General features: G+C 36.0%; 22 protein-coding genes. 11 read left to right on the top strand and 11 right to left on the bottom strand.

The features are described 5' to 3' along the window. Nucleotides 1-144 precede the first annotated feature (144 nt). From IGQ45_12700 to IGQ45_12720, 5 genes are all read left to right on the top strand, one after another. On the top strand, nt 145-540 hold the full coding sequence (locus IGQ45_12700; GenBank protein MBF2058038.1) for an acyl-CoA thioesterase: 396 nt from the start codon (nt 145-147) through the stop codon (nt 538-540). Between the two features lie 298 nt (nt 541-838). Next, complete coding sequence (locus IGQ45_12705) at nt 839-2020, top strand: aspartate aminotransferase (GenBank protein MBF2058039.1); 1182 nt, start codon at nt 839-841, stop codon at nt 2018-2020. A gap of 31 nt (nt 2021-2051) precedes the next feature. Then, complete coding sequence (locus tag IGQ45_12710; protein ID MBF2058040.1) at nt 2052-2252, top strand: hypothetical protein; 201 nt, start codon at nt 2052-2054, stop codon at nt 2250-2252. A gap of 37 nt (nt 2253-2289) precedes the next feature. After that, on the top strand, nt 2290-3504 hold the full coding sequence (tnpB, locus tag IGQ45_12715) for an IS200/IS605 family element transposase accessory protein TnpB (protein ID MBF2058041.1): 1215 nt from the start codon (nt 2290-2292) through the stop codon (nt 3502-3504). A 53-nt stretch (nt 3505-3557) separates the two neighbouring features. After that, entirely contained in the window at nt 3558-4130 is a 573-nt protein-coding gene (locus IGQ45_12720) for a Uma2 family endonuclease (protein ID MBF2058042.1), read from the top strand. Between the two features lie 141 nt (nt 4131-4271). On the opposite strand, the gene IGQ45_12725 is transcribed toward IGQ45_12720, so the two are convergent. Then, the gene (locus IGQ45_12725) at nt 4272-5180 is read right to left on the bottom strand and encodes a protoheme IX farnesyltransferase (GenBank protein ID MBF2058043.1); all 909 of its coding nucleotides are present in this window, start codon (nt 5178-5180) and stop codon (nt 4272-4274) included. A gap of 412 nt (nt 5181-5592) precedes the next feature. Here IGQ45_12725 and IGQ45_12730 point away from each other — a divergent pair, with 412 nt between their 5' ends. From IGQ45_12730 to IGQ45_12740, 3 genes are all read left to right on the top strand, one after another. Beyond that, nucleotides 5593-7254, top strand: a complete 1662-nt coding sequence (locus tag IGQ45_12730; GenBank protein MBF2058044.1) for an RluA family pseudouridine synthase — start codon at nt 5593-5595, stop codon at nt 7252-7254. Nucleotides 7255-7427: 173 nt separating this feature from the next. Next, nucleotides 7428-9896, top strand: a complete 2469-nt coding sequence (locus tag IGQ45_12735; GenBank protein ID MBF2058045.1) for a CBS domain-containing protein — start codon at nt 7428-7430, stop codon at nt 9894-9896. 120 nt (nt 9897-10016) lie between these two features. Continuing rightward, a complete protein-coding gene (locus tag IGQ45_12740) occupies nt 10017-10709 on the top strand; it encodes a hypothetical protein (GenBank protein MBF2058046.1) in 693 nt (230 codons plus the stop codon). 361 nt (nt 10710-11070) lie between these two features. Here the strand turns inward: IGQ45_12740 and IGQ45_12745 are convergent, their stop codons facing one another. Then, a complete protein-coding gene (locus tag IGQ45_12745; GenBank protein ID MBF2058047.1) occupies nt 11071-12393 on the bottom strand; it encodes a serine/threonine protein kinase in 1323 nt (440 codons plus the stop codon). Nucleotides 12394-12837: 444 nt separating this feature from the next. On the opposite strand from IGQ45_12745, the gene IGQ45_12750 reads away from it, so the two are divergent. Then, the gene (locus IGQ45_12750) at nt 12838-13470 is read left to right on the top strand and encodes a DUF3038 domain-containing protein (GenBank protein ID MBF2058048.1); all 633 of its coding nucleotides are present in this window, start codon (nt 12838-12840) and stop codon (nt 13468-13470) included. Between the two features lie 38 nt (nt 13471-13508). On the opposite strand, the gene IGQ45_12755 is transcribed toward IGQ45_12750, so the two are convergent. The 8 genes from IGQ45_12755 to ribE form a co-directional block, all read right to left on the bottom strand. Next, nucleotides 13509-13853, bottom strand: a complete 345-nt coding sequence (locus tag IGQ45_12755; GenBank protein ID MBF2058049.1) for a hypothetical protein — start codon at nt 13851-13853, stop codon at nt 13509-13511. A gap of 579 nt (nt 13854-14432) precedes the next feature. Then, on the bottom strand, nt 14433-14945 hold the full coding sequence (locus IGQ45_12760; protein MBF2058050.1) for a hypothetical protein: 513 nt from the start codon (nt 14943-14945) through the stop codon (nt 14433-14435). A gap of 46 nt (nt 14946-14991) precedes the next feature. Beyond that, on the bottom strand, nt 14992-15477 hold the full coding sequence (locus IGQ45_12765) for an allophycocyanin (protein MBF2058051.1): 486 nt from the start codon (nt 15475-15477) through the stop codon (nt 14992-14994). A gap of 366 nt (nt 15478-15843) precedes the next feature. Next, nucleotides 15844-16161, bottom strand: coding sequence for a 2Fe-2S iron-sulfur cluster binding domain-containing protein (locus IGQ45_12770; protein ID MBF2058052.1), 318 nt, complete (start codon nt 16159-16161; stop codon nt 15844-15846). A gap of 658 nt (nt 16162-16819) precedes the next feature. Then, on the bottom strand, nt 16820-17782 hold the full coding sequence (gene nadA, locus IGQ45_12775; GenBank protein MBF2058053.1) for a quinolinate synthase NadA: 963 nt from the start codon (nt 17780-17782) through the stop codon (nt 16820-16822). 128 nt (nt 17783-17910) lie between these two features. Continuing rightward, nucleotides 17911-18504, bottom strand: coding sequence for a peptide-methionine (S)-S-oxide reductase MsrA (msrA, locus tag IGQ45_12780; protein MBF2058054.1), 594 nt, complete (start codon nt 18502-18504; stop codon nt 17911-17913). After that, nucleotides 18501-18992: a peptide-methionine (R)-S-oxide reductase MsrB gene (gene msrB / locus IGQ45_12785; GenBank protein MBF2058055.1), complete on the bottom strand. Its 492-nt coding sequence runs from the start codon at nt 18990-18992 to the stop codon at nt 18501-18503. Before msrB ends, msrA begins: the two co-directional genes overlap by 4 nt. A gap of 126 nt (nt 18993-19118) precedes the next feature. Next, nucleotides 19119-19808 carry a riboflavin synthase gene (ribE, locus tag IGQ45_12790; GenBank protein ID MBF2058056.1) on the bottom strand — a complete coding sequence of 230 codons (690 nt, stop codon included), beginning with the start codon at nt 19806-19808 and terminating at the stop codon, nt 19119-19121. A 115-nt stretch (nt 19809-19923) separates the two neighbouring features. On the opposite strand from ribE, the gene ureE reads away from it, so the two are divergent. After that, nucleotides 19924-20388 (top strand): urease accessory protein UreE, encoded by a 465-nt coding sequence (gene ureE / locus IGQ45_12795; protein ID MBF2058057.1) that lies wholly within the window; start codon nt 19924-19926, stop codon nt 20386-20388. A 259-nt stretch (nt 20389-20647) separates the two neighbouring features. Here the strand turns inward: ureE and murA are convergent, their stop codons facing one another. Then, on the bottom strand, nt 20648-21973 hold the full coding sequence (murA, locus tag IGQ45_12800; protein ID MBF2058058.1) for a UDP-N-acetylglucosamine 1-carboxyvinyltransferase: 1326 nt from the start codon (nt 21971-21973) through the stop codon (nt 20648-20650). Between the two features lie 490 nt (nt 21974-22463). Here murA and IGQ45_12805 point away from each other — a divergent pair, with 490 nt between their 5' ends. Beyond that, entirely contained in the window at nt 22464-23114 is a 651-nt protein-coding gene (locus IGQ45_12805) for an HAD hydrolase-like protein (protein MBF2058059.1), read from the top strand. Nucleotides 23115-23215: the final 101 nt, after the last annotated feature.

The raw sequence follows: 23215 nt of genomic DNA on the forward strand, positions 1-23215 counted from the left end.
GGTTTTTTTGCAGTCAGATTTTAATTTATCTCAAAACTATGATTAATGAAAATTTCAGCAACTTTTTTTTCGTTAGAAAATCTTTCTTGGTTAATTAGACCATTATTTTGGTTAGAAAATACTCGACCATATCTTTTGAAAACTATGATATTTGCTTACCAGCGCCCGATACACTTTGCCGACACAGATAGTGCCGGAGTTGTATATTTTGCAAGATTATTGTCCATCTGTCATGAAGCCTACGAAAATTATTTAACAAAAAAGGGAATTAATTTACGGGAATTTTTTAATAATAATCATACTGCTATTCCCATTATTCATGCTGAAATTGATTTTTTTTATCCTGTTTTTTGTGGTGACATAGTTATAATCAATTCAAAAATAACGAAGATTAATGATAAAGTATTTCAAATTGATTACCTTATCAAAAAAGAAGAAGAAAATATCGGTAAAGGTATGACAAAACATATTTGTATTAATCCGCAAACCAGAAAAACTAAACCTTTTCCGGCTCATTTCTCTGAGCAATTTTTTCATTAGTCTTTTTCAAAAAAAAAGGATTTTTTTATATTATTTTTGCTTTCTATTTAATTGGGTAAACCACACCTTTCAATGGTGAGGGGTGCATCGCCCGATCTTTATAATAAGAATTGTGGTTCATTAATCTGAAAACTGCTGTAAAGTATTAATTTTTTTTCTACACATCAAAGTATTATATAAAAATTTCCTTTTTTAACCACTCATCATCTTTTCATCACCGTCTAAATCTAAGTATAATAATAGACTATGCTTATCGCCAGAACGGTAAGTTTAGTAATGTTAGTGTAAAATAATCTTTATGGAAACAAATTGGATTCATCGTGCTGACCGTTTAAATGCTTTACCCCCTTATGTTTTCGCCCGTTTGGATGAGTTGAAAGCCAAAGCCAGAGAACAAGGTTTGGATTTGATTGATTTAGGCATGGGTAATCCAGACGGTTTCGCACCTGAACCAATTATCGAATCGGCTAAACAGGCTTTATCTGTTAGTCATTATCACGGTTATCCTCCTTTTGAAGGTACGGCAAATTTTCGCACCGCCATTGCTAATTGGTATCAACGCCGTTACAACGTTGAATTAAGCCCAGATAATGAAGCGTTACCCTTATTAGGCTCCAAGGAAGGTTTGTCTCATCTCGCCTTAGCTTATGTTAATCCGGGGGATACTGTTATTGTACCGAGTCCAGCTTATCCCGCGCACTACCGAGGCCCTGCCATTGCTGGGGCTAATATTTATGCCCCTCGTTTAACGGCGGAAAATAACTGGTTAATTGATTTTAGTGCCATTCCTGAAGATGTGGCACGGCGCACGAAAATTATTTATTTTAATTATCCGAATAATCCCACCACTGCCACCGCCCCAAGGGCTTTTTATGAAGAAGCGGTGGCATGGGCGCAACATTATGAAGTTATGTTAGTTCATGATTTAGCTTATGCTGAGTTAGCTTTTGAGGGATATGAGCCCACCAGTTTGCTAGAGGTGAAGGGCGCTAAGGAAATTGGTGTGGAATTTCATACTCTCTCGAAAACCTATAATATGGCAGGTTGGCGCGTGGGTTTTGTGGTAGGCAATAGCGACATTATTCAAGGATTACGCACCCTAAAAACTAACTTAGACTATGGTATTTTTAGTGTGATTCAGGCGGCGGCACAAACAGCTTTAGAATTACCAGATAATTATATCCATGAAGTGCAAAAACGTTATCAAACCCGACGAGATTTTTTCATCAAGGGTATTAAGGAATTAGGTTGGGATGTAAAACCATCTCAAGCCACCATGTATTTATGGATTCCCACTCCCCGTGATTCTAATTCTACGGATTTTGCCCTTGATTTATTGCAAAAAACGGGCGTAGTTGTCACTCCGGGTAATGCTTTTGGGGATGGGGGTGAAGGATATGTACGAGTTAGTTTGATTGCTGATTGTCAGCGTCTTGGTGAGGCTTTAAATCGGTGGAAGGGCGCTGGTATTCATTTTTAATTTCGGCATTGCATTTAAGTTGTGAAGACAAATGGACAATGAACCATGGAAAAGATCGGGCGATGCACCCCTCCGCCGTATTCATATCAATAAAAATATTTTAACAAAAATGTTGCTGAAATTCTCCCGTCAAAATTTTCCTTTTAAAAAACACCCATTAAATTTGACGGGAGATGAAAAGCAACCAGCCAATAATACATCCCTAGGATTCAACACAAATAACAAAATTTAGGTCATAATATATTTATCGTAAACCAACATAACGTGAAATGCTCAAGGCAGTAAAGGTTCAGCTATATCCTAATCATAAACAAGCGGAAAAGCTATCACAAGTGATGGGTTCTGCTAGATGGTTTTGGAATTATGCTCTGAATCTATGCAATGAGACTTATAAACAAACTGGTAAAGGCTTAGGGCGAACGGCAATCAATAAAGAATTACCATTACTCAAAAAAGCAGAAGAAACAGCGTGGCTTGGAGATTGTTACTCTCAGGTTTTGCAATCAGTAACTCTCAATCTCACAAAAGCGTTTATGAACTTTTTTGATAAACGAGCCAAATACCCTCGATTCAAGTCTTATCACGGCAAACAGTCTTGTCAATATCCACAAAATGTCAAGATAGTTGATGGTTGTCTGAAAATTCCTCAGTTGGGATTAGTAAAAGCATCAATTCATCGGATATTTGACGGAGAAATCAAAACTGTAACCGTAAGTAAAACACCCACTGGTAAATACTTTGCTTCTATTCTTTTTGATACTAAACAAGATTTTCCCGAAGTAATAATCACGGGGAAAGTTTGCGGTATCGACTTAGGAATAAAAGATTTTGCTATTGTCCACGATGGCGATAAAACCAGTAGATATAACAATCCTAGACAAATAAAAAAACATGAAAAAAACTTAGCCCGTAAGCAACAAAAATTAGCCCGTAAGAAAAAAGGTTCTCAAAATAGAGAGAAAGCACGAAAGCTAGTAGCTAAAGTACACGAACGCACAAGTAATGCCCGTCATGACTTCCTTCATAAACTTTCCAGAAAGATTGTGAATAATAATCAAGTGGTAGTCGTAGAGAAACTGAATATCAAGGGTATGGTTCGTAATCACTGTTTAGCGAAAGCAATATCTGATGTTGGTTGGGGAACTTTTATCAATTTCTTAGACTATAAACTCAAAGAAAAAGGTGGGTTATTGGTCGAGATTGATCGATGGTTTCCTAGTTCTAAAACTTGTTCTAATTGTCTCTATCAAATGTCAGAAATGCCGTTGGATGTGAGAGAGTGGACTTGCCCTAGTTGTGGTACTCACCATGATAGAGATGAAAATGCGAGTAAGAATATTAGAGCAGAAGGCATTAGATTGATAAAGACGGATGGACTAGCCGTCTCTGCTAAGGTCAGCACAGTAAGACCAAAAGGCGGACGCAAGTCTGTGTTGAGGCATGAGCCTGTGAAGTTAGAAGCTCCCGTTACAGCGTCAGCTTAACGGTGAGTAGTCACGATAAACTAAAACTATTAGAAGATTAGTGGAAAAAGTTGATGATTATTACGGTTCAATCCACAGCGAAAACATCTTTAAGTTTAGAAGAATTTTTGCAACTGCCAGAAACAAAACCCTACAGTGAATATATCGATGGCAAAATAGAAGAAAAACCCATGCCTCAAGGACAACACAGCGTTTTACAAGGTCGTTTAGTTACCATTATCAACGAAAAGGTTTTAGCGAACAAAATTGCTTATGCCTTCCCTGAATTACGATGTACTTTTGGGGGAAAATCTTTAACTCCTGATATATCAGTATTTACTTGGCAACGTATTCCTAAAGATGAAAAAGGTAGAATTGCTAATCGCTTTCAAACTTTTCCTGACTGGGTAATTGAAATTTTATCTCCTGAACAATCAGCGAATAAAGTAATGAGAAAAATTATGTTTTGTCTTAGTCAAGGTACACAATTAGGATGGTTAATTGATACTGAAGATGAATCAGTGATGATATTTGAGCCTAATCAATTTCCAGAAATTAAAGTAGAAAAAGAGGTTTTACCTGTTTTAAATAGTATTAAAATTTTTGAATTATCCGTAGAAGAAATGTTCAGTTGGTTAGCTATTTAGTCGGTGCTGAAAAAGTGCAATCGTGAGAGCAAATTGACAATTGATGATTGAATTATAGCAGTTTCCACCCTATAGTATTTTGTGCTAAAACCCCCAATTTCAAGCAAGGGGTTTAAACCCCTTGTTAAGATGTAAAATATTCTAAATTATGCCTAAACTATCTACCACCATACCTGTACACAATAACATCATATAAAGGATCGAGTATTTAAACATAGATTTTGCTCTTTCCTTCTCCTCTGGCTGTTGTTGTAACTGCCAAGCCTTGATAATGAAGAAAGTACCTAAAACCAGCGCCCCTCCCCCATAAATCACCCCTAAACTATGGAGAGGATAGATGAAAACTAAGCTGAATACCACCGTAATGAGAGTATAGATGAAAATTTGCTTAACCGTTGTCTCAGCGCCCTTCACCACAGGCAACATTGGCACATTTACTTCCGCATAATCATCCTTAATCATTAAAGCTAAAGCCCAAAAATGAGGGGGAGTCCATAAAAAAATCAGGGTAAAAATCGCCCAAGCAGTCAAACTCAACTCTCCCGTGACTGCTGCCCAACCCACCAAAGGCGGAATCGCACCAGCCGCGCCACCAATGACGATATTTTGGGAAGTATGACGTTTTAACCAGTGGGTATAAATCAGCATATAGAAGACAATGCCTGACATTGCCAGTAAAGCCGAGAGTAAATTAACACCCCACGCCAAAATAACGAAAGATGCCAAACCCAATACCATGCCAAAAGTAATAGCATGATTCGAGTCCACTTTGCCCGAAGGTATCGGGCGCTTTCTCGTGCGCTTCATGTCGTAATCAATATCTTGATCATAAACACAGTTAAAAGTCTGTGCGGAAGCAGCCGCCAAAGTCCCTCCTAAGAGGGTTAGCATCAACAGGGAAGCATCCACAGCGCCCTCCCCAGCGATAAACATGGAAGCGGCCGTAGTGATTAACAGAAGAGGAATAATCCTCGGTTTTGTCAGGAAATAATAGCTTTTAATTACTTCCCTAAAATTTTCATGGCGAGGATTTAAACTTGTACCAATCATAATATTTATTTAAGATTTATTTGCGTTTTTTTGTGTTAAAGAAAATTGCGTTTTATTTTCAACATACTTCTATAATCTTACTACTTCATTTATCAAACTGTTCAATTTAATATGATTTGAGTCTCTATGAATAATTAATAATGAATAATTGAAGATGGATATGTAATAGTCATAAATCATTTACAGCTCATTTTAGATGAACAAACCACGTTTTTTGTTTCACGCAAAGGCGCGAAGACGCAAAGGAAATTTTTGTAACAATCTAAAGTTTGGTTTAAAGAAATGAAAATTACACTAGGAGATACAAATTATTAGACAAAATATCGAAGATATTACTACTTTTGCCGGTTGCCTCTTACCTTCTATGATAAAATAATCCTTATTACTTTTAGCTCATTTTCATAATAAATAAATGACTGATTTTTCTCTCAAAACTATATTTCATCCTCTAGCAGATTTTGTAACTAAAGAAGAATTATGGATACTAAATACAGTTACTTATTGGTATGAGGGAATTTCACCGCAAACAGGAGAATTATTAAGATTACCTCGTACTACTTTAGTGGAAAAAGTTGCTTATAAATTGATGGATAATTTAGCTAATAATAATTTTTATAGTAGTGAAAGTAAAATGTATGGCGTGTTATTAGTAGAAAATTTACAGGGAGAAAAAGGAATAATTAAAGCATTTTCAGGATTATGGCAAGGGAATGAACATCTTCAGGGATGGGCGACACAAATTCCAGGGCGTAATAAGCTAATTTTAGCAGAAAAATATACTCTCGAAAAGTTAGATACAATTAAACAAGAAATTATCTCTTTACAGACTTTAGCGGTTAGGAATGAGTATCAAGAGTTAGTAACAGCATTTGAACATAAATGGCAAAATATCAAAACTTTACATCGCCAGAATAAACAACAAAGAAATCAGCAAAGAGAATTTTTTAAGCATAGTTTGAAGGGCGCTGATTTACAAGTTAAATTAGCACAATTAGAGCAAGAAAGTCGCCAAGATGATTGGCAACAGCGCAAGTTTAAACGTTTACGTCAAGATACTTTACAACCTTTATTGGATGCGGTGACGGGCGCTGATAATAAAATCCAAGCATTGAAAAAAGAGCGTAAAAATCTTTCTCGACAATTACAGCTACAGATGGAGGGCGCTTATAGTTTAACTAATTTTGCTGGAGAAACTTTAACTTTATCAGAAGTAGTTAATAAATCATTTATTCCGACAGGTACAGGAGATTGTAGCGCCCCTAAACTGTTACATTATTCTGCAACTAACGGCTTAAAACCTTTGGCTATGGCTGAATTTTGGTGGGGAAAAACTTCTCCTAATGGAGAAAAAAAATCGGGAGAATTTTATCCTGCTTGTATGGAAAGATGTCAACCTATTATGGGCTTTTTATTATCAGGTTTATCCACTGGGATAATTTCCCATAATATTGATCAACTTGAGATTATTTATGAAGATGAATATTTAATTATTGTTAATAAACCTCATGGCTTGTTATCTGTGCCAGGGAGAGGGATTGAAAAATTTGATAGTGCAGAATCTCGTTTAAAAACATCTTTAAAAGATGGCAAAAATATTAAAGCAGTGCATCGTTTAGATCAAGATACATCGGGTTTATTGATCTTAGTAAAAAGTAATAATATTTATACCGAAATAGCTCAACAATTTGCAAAAAAAGAAGTTAAAAAAATTTATGAAGCGATTTTAATAGGCATGGTAAAAGATGATGAAGGGGTGATAAATTTACCATTATGGGGTAATCCAGAAAAGCGCCCTTCACAACAAGTAAACTATGATCATGGTAAACCATCAATTACCCATTATCGAGTTTTGAAAAGGGAAAAAAATCAGACAAGAATTGAATTTTTGCCCATAACCGGGCGCACTCATCAATTACGGGTACATTCGGCTACTGGTTTAAATTGCCCCATTAAAGGCGATAATCTATATAATGATAATCATGATGGGAGATTGTGTCTTCACGCCAGAAAAATTACATTTTGCCATCCTGTCACTAAGGAAAAGTTATTATTTACAACAATGACTCCTTTTTAGGGAAAATATAGGACTCTTTTACTTTGAGTATGTAAATTTTTAGTTAAGGTAGGCAACAGGCAATAGAGAATTATTAAATGATAATTTATAAACTTTTAAATTTTATTTTGCTATAAATGCTTTTGAGTAAGAGTTGTAAGGGTTATTTTTTGTTAATTTATGATAACTAAGGAATGGATATAATTTTATGTCATCAAACTGCTGATTTTGACGCTTTGGGCGCTTCAGTTGGTTTAACCATATTACATCCGGGGGCAAAATTTGTTTTAGTGGGTAGCGCCCATCCCTCTGTTAAAAATTTTCTGGCATTACACCGAGACGAATTGCCCTTAATAGAGTTTCGCAGTGTTAACCCCAAGCTAATTCGCCGTATTTTTATTGTTGACACCCAAAAAAAGGCGCGTTTGGGTAAAGCTCAAGAATGGTTAGAATTACCGCAGTTAGAATCTATTACGGTATATGATCATCACCCTGAAAACGATCCTGATTTACCGACTACTTTTAAATTTATCGAAAATGTGGGGTCAAGTTCAACTATTATCACAGAATTGTTACAAAAAGAAAATATTACCCCGAATCCTATACAAGCAACGGTAATGGCTTTAGGGATTCATGTGGATACTGGCTCATTGACTTTTGAGCAGTCCTGCGCCCGTGATGCCCTTGCCCTCGCTTGGTTGATGGGGAAGGGCGCTAATATTGCCCTCATCGCTGAATATGTCGAACCGAGTTTATCCCCTCAACTACCAGCGCCCGTTACCGCCACCGATTTAATGTCGTCACCGGTGCGCACTATTCCCCCTGATACCAGTATTGAGGAAGCGCAACGGATTTTATTAAGATATGGGCATTCAGGATTATTGGTAATGACGGGAAAAGAATTAACGGGGATAATTTCTCGGCGCGATATTGACATCGCTTTACATCACGGTTTCGCCCATGCGCCCGTCAAAGGTTACATGAGTAAAAATTTACTTACTATCACCACTGACACACCGTTATCGGCAATAGAATCTTTGATGGTTAATAATGATATTGGCAGATTGCCAGTATTAAAACAAGGGGAGTTGGTGGGTATTGTCACCCGTAGCGATATTTTATATCATCTTCGACTGAATGATTATGATCAATTCTCTCGCCAAGGCGCAAAGGCGCAAAGTTTTACAGATACTTTAGTTTCTTGTTTATTGCCTTCTTTTCAACAAAAATTAAATCCTCATTTGTGGGAATTGTTGCAAAAAATCGCCCATTATGCCCAACAACAGGGATGGCATTTGTATTTGGTGGGGGGCGCTGTGCGTGATTTATTATTAAGTGAGGATCAAACTACCGTAAACTTACAAGATATTGATTTAGTGGTGGATGGTTTCCATGGCAGTCACACTTCTGAAGCGGGAGTAATTTTAGCGAAAGCCTTGCAAAAGGATTATCCAGAAGCGCGCCTCAGCGTTCATGGAGAGTTCCAAACAGCAGCGCTATTATGGCATAAGGATGATAATTTTGGTTCATTGTGGCTGGATATTGCCACGGCGCGCACGGAATTTTATCCTTATCCAGCATCTAATCCGCAGGTGGAAGCTAGTAGTATTCGTCAGGATTTATACCGCCGTGATTTTTCTATGAATGCTTTGGCGTTGCGTTTAACTAATCCTCGTCAGGGAGAGTTGTTAGACTTTTTTGGTGGTGTCAGGGATTTGAAAAAGAGATTAATCCGTGTACTTCATGCTAACAGTTTTATTGAAGACCCCACGAGAATTTTTCGGGGAGTGCGCTTTGCGGCGCGCCTCAACTTTACCTTAGAATCTCAAACGGTGGATTATATCAAGTATGCTGTCAATAGTGGCGTATTTGAGCGCATTTCTCTGCAACAAACTTCTATCCCGGCTTTAACTACTCGTTTACGCACAGAATTAATCTACATTCTTCAAGCGGATTATTGGCAATCGGCGTTACGTTTATTGTCGGATTTGGGGGCGCTTTCTTGTTTGCATCCTCAATGCGTTTTAACTCCTTCTCTGTGGTGGCAATTAAGATGTGGAGGGCGCTGGTTACGTTTTTATCAACTGTTACCGCAACGGCAAAAATATGCGGTTTGGTTGATGCGCTTGGAGTTAATTTTAAGCGGTTTAAGTCGTGATGATGGGGTGAAAGTTGCTCAAAATTTAGACCTTCCTCAAGATACTATTAATCGTCTAAAATACTTAGCACAAAATCAGAAAAATGTCAATATTTTTTTAAGTAAAAATATTAATCGTAATGGAAAAATGTCACGCAAAGGCGCAAAGGCGCAAAGTTTTATTTTAAGTGATTCTCCTGATTTGATGTTCAAGAGTTCAGAGGTTTATCTAGGTGCCTTGAAGGTAAGTGAGGTTGTCCAAGAGTTAAGTAAGTATCAGTCGGCTACGTTGATTTTAATTGCCGTTAAAAGTGATAAATATATTCGTAAAGTTATTTGGCAATATCTGTTTAATTGGAGTCAATTAGAACCTATTATTAATGGTAATGATTTAAAGGATTTGGGTTATAAGCCGAGCCCCATTTTTAAGCAAATTCTCACGGAAGTACAGGGTTTATTTTTAGACGGAGAAATACAAGAAAGGGGGAGGGCGCTGGATTTTGTGCAAGAGAATTATCTTTTATAGTGTGGTGGTGGGCGCTGGGAGTGAAATAGACAATAAATTAAAAAGTTTAATTTATTAAACGAAAAATCAATAGCCGTGAAATTTATTACACGGCGATATTAAACGATAGTCTATGAATAAATGATTAACAAAAAATATTTAATTTATCTTGATCTTTGCTGTTTAAATCGTCCTTTTGATGATCAAACACAAACGAGGATCAAACGAGAATCAGAAGCAGTTATAGAAATTATTAATTATTGTAAATTAGGACAATGGGAGTTGGTTAATAGTGCTGTTTTAGAGTTAGAAATTAGCAAAATGTCTGATTCTCTTAAAAAAGATAATATCAAACAATATTTATTCTTAGCAAAGCGTAAAATATTAGTAACAGAAAATATTCTCAACAAAGCCGAAGAATTAACTTTGTTAGGTATTAAAAAGTTTGATGCTTTACATTTAGCTTGTGCTGAAAATAATGTTGATATTTTTCTGACGACAGATGATCGTTTATTGAATAAATGTGTATCTTATAATAGAGCAATTAATGTTAAAGTTTCTAATCCCGTTTCATGGTTAATTGATGTTAGTAATATTGGAGTTTTAAAAATGACCCCTGTTGAATTACAAAGAAAAGGTTTTCAAGTTTTGGTAGATAGTTTAGGAATTGCCGATGCTATTCGTTTTATTAAATTATATGACAATGGTAGTGGCGACTATACAAAAGAACGTCATCAATGGTTAGATAAATTTAGTATGGATGATATTGTCAATGATCTCCAAAAATTTAATGATCAAAATAGTATTGATATTGAAAAAAAAGATTTAACGTAAATATGGGTGAAGGGCGCACGGGTGTGGTGGAGGGTGCTGGATTTTGTGAGGGAAAATTATCCTTTATAACCATACTTTAAAAAAAATATGCAAACATAGCATCAAATAGAATTAGTTCAATATATTTAAGTGAGGAGTCTTAAAATCAATAAAACTCCTGCGATTCAACAAAAATTTATTAATGGTAATAAGTACTGATGCAAAATTAATTGTATGTTTCAGTAATTATTACACTTAAAGAATTAACTAAGCTGTGTTTTTTAATGCAAAAGAAATAGGATTATATAATCAAAGAAAAACTCTTAAATTTTTGTCAAATTCTTTTCTTTCTCTCCCCTTTTTCCCCTTCTCCCATGAAAGGCTAATTCAAAAACTCAGGGACACAAAAAACTCCGGGGGGGCAATCTTCAGGGGGATTGTTTAAATCATTAGTCCATTTATCGACCATAGCTTGAGCCTCCTCATAAAAAGGATTATCGTCAGGGATACCATTAGCAATGCGAATAGCTTCTACTAAATCGGAAGAATCCGCTTTTTGACTAGCATACTGCATACGACACTTTCCTAAATATTCATTTTTTTCCTTGGGAATGGTTTTCATCGCTTTCATGGAAGTAGCAGTTTCGATACATTTTTCAAAATCTTGATTGACTAAGTGGCTTTCTAAAGTGTTAAGAAATTCTTGTTTTTCCTGATTTCTGGCGTAAACCAGCGCCCCTCCCCCCCCCAAAACAATTAAAGAAACCAGAGTTAAACTAATGGGAAGAACATTTTTATTAAAAGGAGAATAGCTCCGATTAACTAAAGTTGCCTCTTGATTACGGTGTAACACATCTTGGGCGGAGGGCGCTGATATGGGTTGCGACTCGACTAATTCACGCCACGATAAATATTTCTGTAAGTCAGCTAACGCTAAATCCGCACTTTTGTAACGTTTAGTATAATTAGAGCGAGTCATCATACCGAGAATATGACGCAAAGAAGGATGAATTTCTCCAAATTGACTCCAGAGAATTTCCCCCGTGTCCTCATCTTCTCTAACATTAATAGGATTAACCCCTGTTAATGCTTGAATCGCAATCATGCCCAACGCATATATATCACTGTTACGGCGAGGGCGCCCTCTGGCTTGTTCTGTGGGCATATAGCCATGGGTGCCAACCGCCACTGTGCGATTAATTACATGACTTTGATCAATGTCGAAATTTTTTACCGCACCAAAATCGATTAAAACCAATTTGCGATCACCATCACGACGAATTAAATTATCTGGTTTTATATCTCGATGTATTACTCCTAAACTATGGATATAATTTAAAATTTCTAAGCCTTCTTGTAATAAAGAAAGGACTTGAGGCTCGGGCCACGGGCGCCCTTCACCCAACTCATGACTGAGAGTATGCCCAACAATATACTCTTGTACAAGATAAAACTCTTCATTAATTACAAAATCATCAATGAGACGGGGTATTTGAGAATGATTTAATTTCTTTAAAATGTCAATTTCTTCTCGAAATAAACGTGTCATCACCTCCACCTTATCAGCATCGGCATTAAGTCTTTTTACCACACAATAGCTACTACTTTGCTGATCTTTTGCCAAATAAACTGTCCCGAAACCCCCTTCTCCTAGTTTTTTGATAATTTCATAACGGGAGTGTAACAGGGATGAATGCTGATTCATCTGAAATAACCCGATGGATAATTGATTAAACTAAATCATAGCTAAAACTGCCTTAAGAATTTCACTTCTACAGACTTTCTTATTATAACCCCATTAATATCAATTTTTTTGGTTCTTCTACCATAGTTAGAAGAGATTAATCTTCAAGGGGAAGGAAAAGAGAAAAGAGAATTTTAGTAGGGACATTCAACGGATATTTGAGCTCAAGTTAGTTTAAGAATAGTCTTCAAATACTTTAGAAATATCCAATAAATAATATTCTATTACCGTTAGTATTTCCTGCTTCTAGGTCGATTTTTAGAGAAGTTTTTTAAATACTATCTTGACAATTTACCTTTGTCTTTTGCCCCTTGTCCTTTGCTCTTTTGATGGTATTCTGGTGACATTATGATAAAATAGACGGAACCCAAAAATTCCAAAAAAGTCTTTATTAAACATATCCAGATGACTCAATCTGTCTCAGTGACATCTACTTCTCCACCAGTGAAGGAAAACAGTATTCCCCCCATTCTCAGCGCCCTCAGCGATGTATCATTACCATCAACACGAGGAATGATGAAACTGCAACAACACTTAGACTTACTGCTGTTGGCAATGGAAGCACTACAGTTGGGAGCATCAGAATATATGTTAGCAACGGCGCACGAATTAGGATTACAATCCATCATTAAAAATCGACTTTCCCTATGGCGTTTACGTTGTAGTAACCCTTGGCGACAATGCTATAACCGAGAAAATTTAACTATGAATGAGGCTAAAGCCTTAGTGTTAATTACGGGTTATTCCGCAAAAAAATTAATGGTGACATTAAGACAGCTACTTTTAGCGGTGCAACAAATGACGGATAAGGAAATGCCCTTGGAAAATAATTTCCGTCTCTCGGAATATTTTACTCGTTTTCGCTCCCATTTCTTAGGGCGTATGAATCCTCGTCGTGCTAAAGTGTCTGTATATCAAAATAATCCAGAAGAATTAAATTTGTTAGCTCTTTCCTTGTTGGAAGAATTATTATTTTGTACTGGCACTAAGGGCATGGAGAGACTATGGATTAGTTTATTTGATGGGGAAGTAGATTAAACTTCCCCACTTTCCACTCCCTACCTTTTCAGCAAAAACTAATTGGGTGCAGAGATATTATTAGATGGTAAGCCTGAAGTCTGAGGGGATGAAAGTTGTTGCCATTTATGGGCATAGCGGAGGGTATAGCCAAACCCCAAACCACCAAAACTAAATATGGTTATGGTAATTACCATTATTTTTAGCCATAGGGGATAATGTTGCCTGTTGTCCGAGATTGATTTTATCTGTTGAGGGTGCTTTTTTTTATTGCTAGACTGTTTATTTTCTACAGATTTTTGATTAATTTTTTTATTAACTATTTTAGTTGATGTTAAGCGCCCTTCCTCTAGGTTTGGAGATTTAGTCAAGGATGAAGGGCGCTGTCCATAAGATTTAGTCATAAATTTAGCTTACCATTTCGGATTTTGAATATACAACAAGGAAGCATTAATTAATAATATCTTCTGATAAGATAGATAATGACTCCCAATTAAGATTATTAAATCTTTAATTTGTCAAATTTTGATACATTATACTGTTATATAACGTTTTTTGGAGATCAGAAAAAAACTTTTCGGCGTTGCTGATTTTGAATATGATTCATATTTAGGTAGTGCTAAAAAAGTATTTTTGTGAGGAGAGGTATCAGGTTTCGGGTGTCGCGGTGAAATGGTTATAAATTAAAGAGTTAACCCAGATAGTCATTTTTCATAAATTGCTCATTTGTATCAATCATTTTTGATTAGTGGAGCAGAAATACAGATTTTTTGGCGAAAAAAGATTATTTTTAGCACTTTTTTAGAGTTTGATTATGCTTAAAACCTTTGTTTTAAAAGGATTTTAATTTATTCAGCAAACCCTATTTATTGGATATTCCTGAATTATTAAACAGTAAGTATTCCAGATTGTTGAGTTTTTATTTTCATACCTTGATTCGGCAACGGCTTCTTTTCCTCTCACATAACCACTTCAGCTTTTCATCAACCCCCAATGATTAAGCCATGGGATAGCATTCCAGCAGTATAAAAAACTATTGCTAATGTTATGGTAATACTGACAATTTGCCAAACATTAACTTTTTTTTTCTTTAAATCGAAGCGAAAAAGGATAGTTGAGGATGTCACCACCAAAATGTCGGCAAAGTAGTCGAAATAGTACAGCATAAAAACCAGTGATAATGACCAGAATAGAATCACTATAAATCCTTTAACATCAGAGTTAATGCTTTCTTCAAAAATAAAAGTCACAATGGAGAGAGGATGTACAAAAATTAGGGACACAGTGATAATTACCCCTAGAGTTAATATTTTAACCAGTAATATTGACCCACCGTAATTTAATTCTAAACTAAAATAGTCCAGTGTTTCGGCAAGGGCGCTGGTTAGTATTTCAGTTCTTTCTGCGGTATTCCAACCTACTGCCCAGTAAATACAGCAGTAAAGTAGAGAGGATAACCAAAGTTTTTTTTCTACCCAAGAAATTTTATTTTCCATACTTGATGGGAGAGGAGGAGGGCACCCTCCTCCTTTCATCTATAAATTAAGACATATATTGAGCCATATAATCAAAATAGGGTGCAGCTTCTTCTGCTTCTTCCTTAGTGAGTAAACCTAAAGATGCCTCTTTTAAGCAACGAATAGACTCCACCATACCTTGTAAAGGCACACCAAGGGAATTATACATTTCCTTTACCCCAATTAAGCCAATGGTTTCAATAGGTTGTTTATCCCCAGCTAAAATTCCGTAAGTAGCCAAGCGAAGATACCAACCAAAATCCCTTAAACACTGATTATACTGTTTTTGTCCCGAAGCATTACCTCCTGAAGCACGGTAGTCAGGGCGCTTTCTAAATAATTCTCGACTAGCCTTTTCAATAATTTTCTTCTCATTTTCTGCTAAAGTTTCGACAATTTTTAACCTTAACATTCCTGAGTCTAAAAAACTTTTAATTCCTTGTAACTCACCGCTACTAGGGTAACGCAGTTCATCATCTGCTTTGAGAATAACTTGACTTACTATGCTCATCTTTATAAATATGGGTATTATTTTTTCTAATTTAAAAAAGAGTATGATTAAATTAAAATCACACAATCCCCCTGTGTTTCATCTGTTATTACTCAATCAGACTACAATCCACAGTAACACTTGACTTTATCTAAGTGTGAGAAATTGTTATCTATTCTAGCTTAATTTGGTGGCTTGATTCCCTTTAAGATTTGTTACGATAGCAAAAGGGCAAAAGTAAATTCAGAGATAGGTTGAATGACTATATTTCTTTGCCCACGTCTTAAAAGACGGAGTTTTAAACTCCTGATTATTCCATAATCTCACTAGCTAATTACTTCAACAAAATTAGATCAGGAAAATCAAATAACATCTTAACTTGTTACGCTAAAAATCTAGTAAACTATCCTCTTGATGAGTCAGAATTTCACAATCAGACTTAACAAAAGTACGACAGGTTAACAAAAATCCGGCTTCCTCTTCTTCCGGTTTGAGGAAGGTATGATCGTGAATGATTGAACCTTTAACTAATTTAGCTGTACAGGTAACACATATTCCTGTATTACAGGAAAGCGGTAAGTCAATACCATTTTCCATTGCCACGTCGCTAATGTATTCATCCTCTCCAATTCTCATGGTTTTTTTGCTACCATCAGGCAAAACCAGAGTCAGCCTGTGGGTACGTTTAGCCAAAGATGCCGTCATAATTTTCTCCTTTAATTGCATTTATTAGAAAGAATTTGTTACTTTCCTAAATTTCTTTTGTTATATTGCAATCAAAATAATAAATCACTACTATTAAAATTTTTCTAAATATATTAAATTAGATTTTTTATATCTATTTTTTCTAAAAAATCTAATATTTAAAATAATATTTAGCAAAAAAGTGTTAAATATTAAATTTTTTGATTTGATAATAGTGACCATGCCTATTTGATATATATAGACTATAAACATATTATTTTTGATACAAAAAGAAACATAGTAAAATATAAATTTTATATTACAATTTGTTTTTAGTTGTTTATAACAATAACTTAATATTAGATTTTAAATAAGAATATTTTAGTTTTCTTAACACAAAAATGATTAGAAGTTAATAATTTTAAACATAAATAAGTAATAATGAATAATTATTGGGAAAACTTAATTCTAAGTAAGTAAGCAAAATTAATGGCACATTTTATTAATCTTAAAGTGACGATAACAAGAGGTTTAAATAAGCTAAGACGCATTTAATCTTCCTTTTTTAAGTTCTGAATCCCTTGCTATAAAAGGCTCTATATTGCCAGATAGGTGCGTCTTAGCTTACCTTAATTCAGCAATGCCAATTTCTGGTTCAAAATCTCCGTTTGATTGGAGATTAGGACATTTCCAGCATTCTTTGAATGGGTTTCAGCGCCCTCCGACTAATATCAAGAGGAATTTCAATGGCGGGAGTTTGGTTTTTTAAGGCTAAATAAACTTTTTCTAAGGTATTTAACCTCATGTAAGGGCATTCATTACAATGACAATTTGAGGTGGAGGGCGCTGGAATAAATAATTTATCGGGGGTTTGTTTCTGCATCTGGTGAATGATACCCGGTTCAGTGGCAATGATAAATTTATTACTAGCGCTATGGTAGGAATATTTTAATAATGCGGTAGTTGAGCCGATAAAATCAGCGTGATTTAGTACAGGGGTTTCACATTCAGGATGAGCAAGAATTTCTGCTTCGGGGTGTTGCATTTTTAGTTCAATGATTCTTTTTTCCGAAAAAGTTTCATGGACAATACAACTACCATCCCATAATAATAAATCTCGCCCTGTTTGTTGCATGACATAGCGCCCGAGGTTTTTATCAGGCGCAAAAATAATGGGGGAGTGCGCTGGGATTTGTTCGACAATTTTCACGGCATTAGAACTGGTGCAAATAATATCACTCAGTGCCTTAATTTCTGCAGTACAATTAATATAAGAAATAACGATATGATCGGGATGTTGTGCTTTAAATTTAGCGAAGGCATCAGGAGGGCAACTGTCGGCAAGAGAACATCCAGCCTCCAAATCAGGCAACAAAACTAATTTATCAGGGTTGAGAATTTTAGCAGTTTCCGCCATAAAATGTACCCCTGCAAATAAAATCACATCTGCGGAGGTATTGGCGGCTTGTTGAGATAAGCCTAAAGAGTCACCAATATAATCGGCAATATCTTGAATGTCTCCTTCTTGATAGTAATGGGCAAGGATAACGGCGTTTAATTCTTGTTTTAATTCATTGATGGCACTAAAAAGATCATCAGGAATATTATTTTCAATCTGCTTCGGGGGGGAGGTGATAAACATAATAAAATCTAACTTCGGGGGAGAATTGTGATCATAAGTTCATCCATTGTAACTAAAAGTCGCGCTGTGAATAATGAATAATTATCTTCCCTTTGCCCTTTTTATCGGCGCGCCACCTCACAAAACTATTAATGACTGGATTTTTTGCCCCAAATTTCTGTTAATCGTTTATCTCTACCACAACCAAAACGATAATATTTATAGAGTAAAGCACTTTTAATGTAATAGTTTTGATGATACTCTTCCGCAGGATAAAACTTTTCTGCTGGGGTTATTTCAGTAAAAATAGTCGTTTTTAATTGTTTTTTCACATCTTGCTTAGTTTTTTCTGCTAGTTCCTTTTGTTGATCGTTATGATAAAAAATACCGCTACGATATTGAGTGCCTACATCGCAAAATTGACGATTTTTAACGGTAGGGTCAATATTACGCCAAAATACTTCTAATAGCTTTTGATAGCTTACTTTTTTAGGGTTATACTCAATTTGTACCGCTTCAGTATGACCTGTTATACCTCGACTCACTTCATGATAGGTAGGGTTAGGAAAATCTCCCCCTGTATAACCGGAAGTGGTAGAAATGACCCCGTCTAGTTCGTCAAAAGGTTGCTCCATACACCAAAAACAACCTCCAGCAAAGGTGGCTTTAGCTATGGTTTGAGCGTTAACAGCGCCCGTCACACTGAGCCAAAAAGTCAAGGAAATAATTAATAATCTTTTCATGTTTGAGGAATGAATTTTAATGCTACACCGTTATTACAATAACGTTTCCCTGTGGGTTTAGGACCATCGCTAAACACATGACCGTGATGACCACCGCAACGGGCGCAATGATACTCCGTACGAGGTAAAATGAGCTTGTAATCCATTTTTGTTTCCAGCATACCGGGAATATAATCAAAAAAACTAGGCCACCCCGTACCACTATCATATTTCATAGATGATTCAAAAAGAGGTAAATCACAGGCAACGCAAACATAAGTACCAGTTCTTTTTTCTTTATTAAGAGGGCTGGTAAAAGGGCGTTCTGTGCCTTCTTCTCGTAAAATGTTATACTGTGCTGGGGTTAGTTTTTTCTGCCATTGTTCATCGGTGATGTTTATTCTCGTAATATCGCTAGTGGCTTGACTGTTTTGGTCTTTTTGGCGAAAAATGCCGAAAACTAGGGCAAGGGCGCCGATACTGGTACTAAAAAAAGTTTTTCTTTTCATGTCTCTAGCTTGTCGACGGAACTAATACGATTATATTATCCATTTATGAATTATGAATTATGAATTATGAATTAATAGATCGGCAAAGAATTAATTATCAATTGTCCATTATCCATTGTCAATTATTCAATAGCCATTTTCGAGGAGAAATTCAAGGGTGACAGGCGCACTCCCCGTGGTTTGATGCCCTAAACGATGACTAATTAAACGATCGACATATTTTCCTAATATATCCCCTTCTAAGTTAACCCAATCACCACTTTTGAGGAGAGATAAATTGGTTTCAGCGTAGGTATGGGGAATGACTGCCACGGTAAACCAGCGCCCTTCGCCGTCACATTCAGCGATGGTTAAACTAATACCATTCACCGCAATACTAGCTTTAGAAACGATGTAGGGCGCTAGATATTCTTGCCATTGACTGGTTAAGGTAGGGGGAGAGGTAAACTTCATTACCCATGATTGCTGATCTTGTCTTGATTCTACCAGACTACCAACACCATCCACATGACCACTGACAAAATGTCCACCGATTTTACTGCCTACGCGCAAAGATGTTTCCAGATTAACCGGTAGTAGGTGGAGGGCGCTATTACCAAGGGAAGTGCGCTGGAGAGTTTCAGGAGATGCCGTTGCCACAAAACCATCATTATTGATTTTTTCTACCGTCAAACAAACCCCATCCACTGCGACACTATCACCAATTTCTAAATCTGTTTTGATAATATGACGATAATTTTGCTCAATGACAACATTGAATAAGTCATTTCCTAACGGCATAACTTTGCCCATTCCTTGTATTAATCCTGTAAACATAATGGTATTTTTCTTTTTTTCATTGTATTTCGAGCTTATAACCCGATCATAGAAGATATATATTATCAATTAGTATGCTAAATTAATCATTTAAAAAAGCAGAGAATTACTAAACATGATCATTTTAAATAAAATCATTGACCAGATACCAACTGAAGGCATTAATTTAACCGTTGCTTTAACTGCTGATGAACGACAAAAACCTAAGCAGAAATTAACTAAAGAAAATGTAACCATCAAACTAGATTTAGCAAGGGGAATGGTGATACAGGAAGGAGATATATTGAGCGATGAAATGGAAACTTTTTTAGTACAAATTACAGCTCAACCAGAAAAAGTAATGACAATAATTAGTAATGACAAGTTAGACTTAATGAAGGCTTGTTATCATCTCGGAAATCGACATATTAGCTTAGAAATTAATGATAGATATTTGCGTTTTTCGGCTGATCATGTTTTACAATCTATGTTAATGAAATTAGGTTTAAATGTAATAGAAGAAACAGCGCCTTTTTATCCGGTGACGGGCGCTGATCATCATCACTCCTCACTAGGGTTTGCTGAAAAATTGCAATCGTGAGGTGAAGGGAAAAGGACAAAGGGCAAGGGGCAAAGGTGTTAAGCAGAATGAAACCCAGAAAAAGTGCCAAAAATAGTCTTTTTTCTCTAAAAATACTGTATTTTTTCCATCCCAATCAAAAATTATTGATACAAGTGAACAATTTATGAAAAATAACTATTTGGCTTAATTCTTTAATCTATAAGCATTTCACCTGAAACCTGACACCCGAAGCCTGACACCTCCCCTCACCAAAATACTTTGTCAGCAATCCCTATTTCTAAACATCAATACAAGGATAATCGTGAATACGGCGAATTTTCGCTCCCAGAGACTGTAATTTTTGCTCAATATTCTCATAACCTCGGTCAAGATGCTGTAAACCTTGTACAATGGTTGTACCTTCAGCCGCTAATCCAGCAATGACAAGGGCTGCAGAAGCTCTCAAATCCGTAGCCATCACAGGCGCACCAGAAAGACGAGGCACACCACGCACCATAGCACAATTTCCCTTAACTTTAATATCAGCGCCCATCCTCTGTAATTCAGCCACATGACGAAGACGATTTTCAAAAACTGTTTCAGTGACTAAACTATTACCCTCACTGACAGTTAATAAAGCCATTAATTGTGCTTGCATATCCGTAGGAAAACCGGGATAAGGTAAAGTTTCAATATCAGTAGCGCGCAACTCTCCGGGGATAATCGTTAAGCTATTAACTGATTCTTTAAAGAAGCGACAACCAATCTCCTCCAATTTAGCAATAACAGGAATCAAATGATCCTCATTAATATGAGTTACAGTAATTTTTGAGCCTGTAATAGCGCCCGCCACCAAGAAAGTTCCAGCTTCGATACGGTCTGGTATGATGGCATAATCGGTAGAATGAAGACTTTTAACCCCTTCAATGATGATAGTATTAGTACCAGCGCCCTTCACCCTAGCTCCCATACTATTACAAAAATTAGCTAAATCGATAATTTCAGGTTCTTTAGCCGCATTTTGAATAATGGTTTCCCCTTCAGCAAGAGTAGCCGCCATCAAAATCGTTTCCGTAGCGCCGACACTAGGATAATCAAGAAAAATATTTGCCCCTTGTAAGCGTTTTTTGTTACCCTTAACGGAAGCGTGGATAACCCCATGATCATTAATTACCTCAGCGCCCATCGCCTGTAACCCATGTAAATGAAGCTCTACAGGGCGCGAACCAATGGCACAACCGCCGGGTAAAGGTACTTGAGCCACCCCTAAACGTGCTAGGATAGGACCGATGACAAAAAACGAAGCGCGTAATTGAGATACTAATTCGTAGGGCGCTTGTGCCATTTTTAGATTAGAATTATCAAACTCCCAACTGTCACCATCAATTTTAGTTTTTACTCCCAACGCTTCTAACACTAAGCCCATACATTCAATGTCTCGTAAACAAGGAACATTGGTTAAACGACAACCATTTTCAGCTAGAATAGTACCAGCCATAATGGCTAAAGCGGAATTTTTCGCACCACTAATCTTCACCGCACCTCCCAAGGGATTTCTACCGATAATTTCTAATACCGATTGATGATTAGTTTCCGATGCCTTCACCGCCGATGTTTGTTCTATTTGAGTGTTAATAACCTTATCCTCCTGCTTCTTGCGCAAATCTAAAATTTTTCGATAATACGCTATGATTTTACCTGATAAATTCTGAAATGTTACTTTTTTCTTAAAATTTCCTTAAATTTTCTGTATAGTTTCCGCATCTATACGCAAATTTTGCAAAATAACTAAGTAGGGCTTGAGGAAACAATGGACAATTGATAATTTACGCATCAACAATTACAGCAGTTTTCATTTCCTTAAACCACACTTTGGATTACTACAAATATTATCTTTGCGTCTTTGCGCCTTTGCGAGACACAAAAAACGTGGTTTATTCATTTGAAATGCGCTGTAAGCATTAAAACTTCATAACTCATAATTCATAAGTCATAATTCATAATTCATAATTCATAACTCATAATTTATAAGTGACGGTAAATGTGTAACAATAAGTAATGAGAGAAAGACGTAAAAAATATTAAATTATTCTTAGGAAAAAAAGAGAGATGAAATGTTAAAACGAGTAATTATTTTTGATTTTGATGGTACTATTGCCGATAGTTTGAGCGCCCTTGTGACCATTGCTAATAACTTGGCGTTAGAATTTGGTTATCCTCAAGTCGATGAAGAGGAAATATTGAGGTTGAGTAAATTAAGTTCCAGCGATATTGTCCAACAATCTCCAGTTCCTTTCCATAAAATTCCGTTTGTGTTAAGGCGAATAAAAAAAGAATTAAATAAAAATATTGCTGATTTACAACCCTTTGCTGGGATGGTGAGGGCGCTGGTAAGTCTTAAAGAAGAAGGTTATATTTTAGGGATTATCACTTCTAATTTAGAAGAAAATGTCTGTCAATTTCTTCATAATAATGATCTACAATCTTGCTTTGATTTTATTTATTCAGGCACAACTTTATTTGGTAAACACAAAATCATTAATAAAGCCATTAAAAAACATAACTTACAATCTAAAGATATTATTTATGTTGGCGACGAAACCAGAGATATTGAAGCGGCACAAAAAAGTAAAATCAAAGTCATAGCTGTTACTTGGGGTTTTAATTCTCCCTTAGTTTTAGCAAAATATGAACCAGATTTTATGGTAACTAAACCTGAAGAATTAACCAATATTTTGATTCATAAAACATTAAAAGTTATTTAATTTTATCTTGAAATGTGAGTGAAAGACCCCCGTTGAATTTCTCAACAAAAAAAATACCCACTGAAATCAACGGGGGATGTAAACGAACCAACAAAAAAATC

The sequence above is a fragment of the Cyanobacterium sp. T60_A2020_053 genome (assembly GCA_015272165.1).
Classification (GTDB): domain Bacteria; phylum Cyanobacteriota; class Cyanobacteriia; order Cyanobacteriales; family Cyanobacteriaceae; genus Cyanobacterium.

Coding starts and splice junctions, on each gene's coding strand:
- IGQ45_12700 (MBF2058038.1), top strand. CDS start 145: ATGATATTTGCTTACCAGCGCCCGATACACTTTGCCGACACAGATAGT.
- IGQ45_12705 (MBF2058039.1), top strand. CDS start 839: ATGGAAACAAATTGGATTCATCGTGCTGACCGTTTAAATGCTTTACCC.
- IGQ45_12710 (MBF2058040.1), top strand. CDS start 2,052: ATGGACAATGAACCATGGAAAAGATCGGGCGATGCACCCCTCCGCCGT.
- tnpB (MBF2058041.1), top strand. CDS start 2,290: ATGCTCAAGGCAGTAAAGGTTCAGCTATATCCTAATCATAAACAAGCG.
- IGQ45_12720 (MBF2058042.1), top strand. CDS start 3,558: ATGATTATTACGGTTCAATCCACAGCGAAAACATCTTTAAGTTTAGAA.
- IGQ45_12725 (MBF2058043.1), bottom strand. CDS start 5,180: ATGATTGGTACAAGTTTAAATCCTCGCCATGAAAATTTTAGGGAAGTA.
- IGQ45_12730 (MBF2058044.1), top strand. CDS start 5,593: ATGACTGATTTTTCTCTCAAAACTATATTTCATCCTCTAGCAGATTTT.
- IGQ45_12735 (MBF2058045.1), top strand. CDS start 7,428: ATGGATATAATTTTATGTCATCAAACTGCTGATTTTGACGCTTTGGGC.
- IGQ45_12740 (MBF2058046.1), top strand. CDS start 10,017: ATGATTAACAAAAAATATTTAATTTATCTTGATCTTTGCTGTTTAAAT.
- IGQ45_12745 (MBF2058047.1), bottom strand. CDS start 12,393: ATGAATCAGCATTCATCCCTGTTACACTCCCGTTATGAAATTATCAAA.
- IGQ45_12750 (MBF2058048.1), top strand. CDS start 12,838: ATGACTCAATCTGTCTCAGTGACATCTACTTCTCCACCAGTGAAGGAA.
- IGQ45_12755 (MBF2058049.1), bottom strand. CDS start 13,853: ATGACTAAATCTTATGGACAGCGCCCTTCATCCTTGACTAAATCTCCA.
- IGQ45_12760 (MBF2058050.1), bottom strand. CDS start 14,945: ATGGAAAATAAAATTTCTTGGGTAGAAAAAAAACTTTGGTTATCCTCT.
- IGQ45_12765 (MBF2058051.1), bottom strand. CDS start 15,477: ATGAGCATAGTAAGTCAAGTTATTCTCAAAGCAGATGATGAACTGCGT.
- IGQ45_12770 (MBF2058052.1), bottom strand. CDS start 16,161: ATGACGGCATCTTTGGCTAAACGTACCCACAGGCTGACTCTGGTTTTG.
- nadA (MBF2058053.1), bottom strand. CDS start 17,782: ATGTTTATCACCTCCCCCCCGAAGCAGATTGAAAATAATATTCCTGAT.
- msrA (MBF2058054.1), bottom strand. CDS start 18,504: ATGAAAAGATTATTAATTATTTCCTTGACTTTTTGGCTCAGTGTGACG.
- msrB (MBF2058055.1), bottom strand. CDS start 18,992: ATGAAAAGAAAAACTTTTTTTAGTACCAGTATCGGCGCCCTTGCCCTA.
- ribE (MBF2058056.1), bottom strand. CDS start 19,808: ATGTTTACAGGATTAATACAAGGAATGGGCAAAGTTATGCCGTTAGGA.
- ureE (MBF2058057.1), top strand. CDS start 19,924: ATGATCATTTTAAATAAAATCATTGACCAGATACCAACTGAAGGCATT.
- IGQ45_12805 (MBF2058059.1), top strand. CDS start 22,464: ATGTTAAAACGAGTAATTATTTTTGATTTTGATGGTACTATTGCCGAT.